Genomic DNA, 4,165 nt, shown 5'->3' with positions numbered 1-4,165 from the left:
ACGCAGCAGCTGCCGCCCGTCACCGAGCCGGTCGCACGGCGGACGCCGCCGCCCGCGCCGCCGCAGCGGCGCGGGCCCCGCCGGGCGCAGCCGCCGCAGCAGCCCGCACCCCCGCAGCAGCAGTTCCAGGCGCCCCCGCCCCCGCCCCCGTCGGCCCCCGCGCGCCGGATCCCGCCCGCGGTGACGCGGCGGCGGTGTTCGGGCTGGCCGTGGCCGGGCTCGGGGTCGGCGCGCTGCTCAGCGACGGCAAGGCGCAGAACAACGACCCCGTCGCCACCTCCCCCGGCTCCGGCGGGGCCGCCGCCGACGCCGACGCGCCGGGGGGTTCCGCTCCGGTGGACCCGGCCCGCCCGCAGGCCGTCCAGCTGGACAAGCTGCTCGCGGACGCCAACGACAGCCGGACCGCGGTGATCAAGGCCGTGGACGACATCAAGGACTGCAAGAACCTCGGCCAGGCCGCCCAGGACCTGCGGGACGCGGCCCGTCAGCGCGACGAGCTGGTCACCCGCCTCTCGGACCTGAAGATGGACCTGCTGCCCAACCACGCCCGGCTCTCGGCCGCCCTGACCAAGGCCTGGAAGGCCTCGGCGGACGCCGACAACAGCTACGCGGACTGGGCGGACGACGCCGGCCACGACAAGGGCGGCTGCAAGGACGGCAAGGCCAAGCAGACCGACGACGCCGCCGACGGCAACAAGTCGAGCGGCGAGGCGACCAAGGCGAAGGACTCGGCGGCGGCCATGTGGAACACGATCGCCGCCAAGTACGGACTGACCCAGCGCGACAAGACCCAGCTGTAGGGGTCAGGCCGAGCGCGGGGCCGACTCCAGGACCGCGGTCATGTCGACGTCCTGCTCGCCGAGCTGGGCGACGAGCCGCCCCTGCTGGACGACCTGGAAGCTGACCCGGCCGTTCACCAGCCGCGGGAAGCCGGCCACCGCGCGCATGTCCTGGTAGCGCCAGCTCAGCTGCGGGGTCAGGTTGCCGGTGGAGATGCCCGAGGTCTCGTTGAGCATCCGGGCCACCTTGCGGGCCGTGACGTCCTCCCCGTCCTTGAACTTCTGGACGACCTGGTTGAGGACCGTGTACGCGATCCAGGTGGTCTGGGCCCCGCTGTCGTCGGCCTCGACGGTGTTGTCGCCGAAGGCCTCGTCGCTGATCACCTTCCGCATCGGCGCCCACAGCGGGTCGGTCGACACCGGGTACCAGCTGGTGACGTACGCGCCCTCGAAGGGGCTCTCCTTGCCGCCGGTGCGGTCGACCAGGGCCTGGCTGACGCTGCCGAGGACGGAGGAGATCTGCGGGTTGCGGTGGGTGGTGTCGGCGCGGCGGAAGGCGTCGAAGAAGGTCTCGGTGCGCGCGCCGAGCACGGCCGTGACACAGCTCTTGGACGACGAGGACCCCTTGGCCGCCGTGGCGGAGGAAGGGGCGGAGGGGGAGGAGGAGCCGGCCGCCGAGCCGGAGGGGCCGGGGGAGGCCGTCGCCTTGGACGTCCCGTCGCCCTTGGCCGCGGGCGTCGCCGTCCCCGTTCCCGTGTCCTTCGTTCCGGTACCGCCCGTGCCCGAGGACCCGCCCGACCCGCCCGATCCGGCGCCGGCCAGGGCCTCGCGGGCCTGGGGCATCAGGTCCGCGGCGTCCTCGGCCGCCCGGATGTCGGAGGCCTCCGGGCTGTTGTTGGCCTTCAGCCCCGCGTTCAGCAGCACCGGCATGGTGTCCCCGGCGAGCGTGTCCGGGCGGACGAGCGACACCTGGGCGCAGGCCTTGCCGAGCTGGTGGCCGGCGCCGGCGAGCAGCGCGGGCTGGCCGCCGTTGACCGGGTAGGACAGGGTGCTCTGGAACTCCTCCGCGGAGACCCCGTACCCCCCGATGAAGGGGATGCCCTCGGCCTCCAGCGGGGCCATGAACGCACGCCCGTGCTGGCTGTACGAGCCGACGACGGCCACCGCCTTCTTCGTGATCGCCTCGCGGGCGCAGTCGGCGGCGCCGGTCGCGGTGTTCTTCTCGTTGCAGGTCAGGACGCGCAGCTTGCGGCCCTTGATGCCACCGTTGGCGTTGATCCAGCGTTCGTACGCCTTGGCCATGCCGGGCATACCGGGCATGTTGGTGGCTTTGGTTCCCATCGGAGCGAACGTCATGACCGTGAGGGTGCCCCCGGAGTCCCCCGAGCTGCCGGGGAGCACCCCACACGCTGTGGTGAGACACGCACCCGTCGCTGCGGCAAGGAGCAAGCGGGACAAGGTGGTTGCGCGTCGGCTCTTGGTCATGTCCCACGACCATTCCGCCACAGGGGTAACTGAGTGCTGAGGTGTACACAACATCCGGTGACACCCAGGTGAACGACCGGGGCGTGGGGCGTGGATAGGTGCGTCAAGATCGCATTTGTGGGGAACGTACGATCGAAAGCGTGACATTCGCCCAAGGTTCGAAGAACTCTTCCCGCCGCGGCGGCCGCTCCTCCACCATGGGCGGCATGCCCCTCAACGACATGCCGTGGTGGCGCTGGCGCAGCAACGTGCGCTCGGCGCTGCACATGCTTTCCGACCCCGTGTTCCAGGAGGAGGTCTGGCTCGCCGGAGCCGAAGGGTACGGGGACGTCACCGACGCCGTGTACCGGCTCGTCGAGGACACCTGGCTCGACAGCTGGTCCGCGGACAAGTACATCGGCACGATCTTCCGTGACGCCCAGGAGGCGGCGCTGGTCGACCTGGCCGTGCTGCGGGTGCTGCGGATCCTGCACCAGGTCGGCCCGGACGCGCCCGTGACCGCGTACCTGGAGCACTCCGCCTGGCCCGAGGCGGTCCGGGCGGCACGCGAGGCGCACGTACGGATGTCGGCCGCGGACGGGGAGGACCCGGACGACCGGCCGAGCTCCGTGGAAGTGCTGAAGATCCTCACGCGCGCGGTGTGAAAGGCTATGGCGTCATGAGCGACCCGCAGCCCGGGGCCCGGCCCCTGCCCCAGTACGTCCTGACCGTGTCCTGCCCCGACAAGCAGGGCATCGTGCACGCCGTGTCCAGTTACCTGTTCATGACCGGCTGCAACATCGTGGACAGCCAGCAGTTCGGAGACCGGGAGACCGGGCTCTTCTTCATGCGGGTGCACTTCGAGGCCGAGCCGGAGGTCACGCTGGACAAGCTGCGCGCCAGCTTCGCGGCGATCGGCGACAGCTTCCGGATGGACTGGCAGATCCACCGCTCGGACGAGCGCATGCGGATCGTGCTGATGGTGTCGAAGTTCGGCCACTGCCTGAACGACCTGCTGTTCCGCACCAGCATCGGTGCGCTGCCGGTGGAGATCGTGGCCGTGGTCTCCAACCACACCGACTTCGCCGAGCTCGTCGCCTCGTACGACATCCCCTTCGTGCACATCCCGGTGACCAAGGACACCAAGGCGGCGGCCGAGGCGCAGCTGCTGGAGCTGGTGCGGGCGGAGAACGTCGAGCTCGTGGTGCTGGCCCGCTACATGCAGGTGCTGTCCGACACCCTGTGCAAGGAGCTCAGCGGGCGGATCATCAACATCCACCACTCGTTCCTGCCGAGCTTCAAGGGCGCGAAGCCGTACCACCAGGCGCACGCGCGCGGTGTGAAGCTGATCGGCGCGACCGCGCACTACGTGACGGCCGACCTCGACGAGGGGCCGATCATCGAGCAGGAGGTCGAGCGGGTCGGGCACGAGGTCACGCCGGACCAGCTGGTCGCCATCGGGCGGGATGTGGAGTGCCAGGCGCTGGCGCGGGCCGTCAAGTGGCACAGCGAGCACCGGGTGCTGCTGAACGGGTCCCGGACGGTCGTCTTCGCGTAGCCCCCGCGGGGGTCTGGGGGCGCTGCCCCCAGACCCCCGCGCCTCAATCTCCCCCAGCTACCGCTGGGAGGTACCCCCGGGCGAGGCTGGGATCGGCGGGCCTGGGGATCGGCGGGGCTGGATGCCTACGCGTTCGGGTCGACGCCGCAGTATGCGGCGAAGGCCTTCAGGGTCGCGTCCTCCGAGATGTGGCCGTCCGGGCCGGCCAGGGCCGCTGCCACGTGGGCGGCGAGGGGCGGGGGCGTGCCCAGGACGCGGAGGACGCGGGTCGCCGCCGCCGGGGTCGCGCCCGTGCCGTCCTCGTCCGCCACCGCGACCACCGCCGCCAGGAACGGGCGGGCGATCTCCGCGAACCGCTCCGGGT

The 4,165-nt window shown here is 71.7% G+C and carries 3 protein-coding genes and 2 pseudogenes; 3 read left to right on the top strand and 2 right to left on the bottom strand.

What is annotated here, in order from left to right:
- Positions 1-800, top strand: a pseudogene (locus tag VR44_RS15915) (hypothetical protein); the annotation flags it as partial.
- A gap of 3 nt (positions 801-803) precedes the next feature.
- On the opposite strand, the gene VR44_RS15910 reads toward VR44_RS15915, so the two are convergent.
- Positions 804-2,264 carry an ABC transporter substrate-binding protein gene (locus VR44_RS15910; protein ID WP_045948149.1) on the bottom strand — a complete coding sequence of 487 codons (1,461 nt, stop codon included), beginning with the start codon at positions 2,262-2,264 and terminating at the stop codon, positions 804-806.
- Positions 2,265-2,461: 197 nt separating this feature from the next.
- On the opposite strand from VR44_RS15910, the gene VR44_RS15905 reads away from it, so the two are divergent.
- Both VR44_RS15905 and purU read left to right on the top strand, forming a co-directional pair.
- Positions 2,462-2,908 carry an SCO4402 family protein gene (locus VR44_RS15905; RefSeq protein WP_045948148.1) on the top strand — a complete coding sequence of 149 codons (447 nt, stop codon included), beginning with the start codon at positions 2,462-2,464 and terminating at the stop codon, positions 2,906-2,908.
- Positions 2,909-2,922: 14 nt separating this feature from the next.
- Positions 2,923-3,801: a formyltetrahydrofolate deformylase gene (gene purU / locus VR44_RS15900; protein ID WP_045948147.1), complete on the top strand. Its 879-nt coding sequence runs from the start codon at positions 2,923-2,925 to the stop codon at positions 3,799-3,801.
- A gap of 125 nt (positions 3,802-3,926) precedes the next feature.
- Here the strand turns inward: purU and VR44_RS15895 are convergent.
- A pseudogene (locus VR44_RS15895) lies at positions 3,927-4,165 on the bottom strand (EF-hand domain-containing protein); the annotation flags it as partial.

It is taken from the genome of Streptomyces katrae (assembly GCF_000966975.1).
GTDB lineage: Bacteria > Actinomycetota > Actinomycetes > Streptomycetales > Streptomycetaceae > Streptomyces > Streptomyces katrae.
Note: the sequence above shows the minus strand (reverse complement) of the source record. Positions and strands in the feature narration are given on the sequence as shown.

Bases quoted from the DNA above. Each gene is read 5' to 3' on its own strand.
- VR44_RS15910 (WP_045948149.1), bottom strand. From the start codon at position 2,264: ATGACCAAGAGCCGACGCGCAACCACCTTGTCCCGCTTGCTCCTTGCC.
- VR44_RS15905 (WP_045948148.1), top strand. From the start codon at position 2,462: ATGGGCGGCATGCCCCTCAACGACATGCCGTGGTGGCGCTGGCGCAGC.
- purU (WP_045948147.1), top strand. From the start codon at position 2,923: ATGAGCGACCCGCAGCCCGGGGCCCGGCCCCTGCCCCAGTACGTCCTG.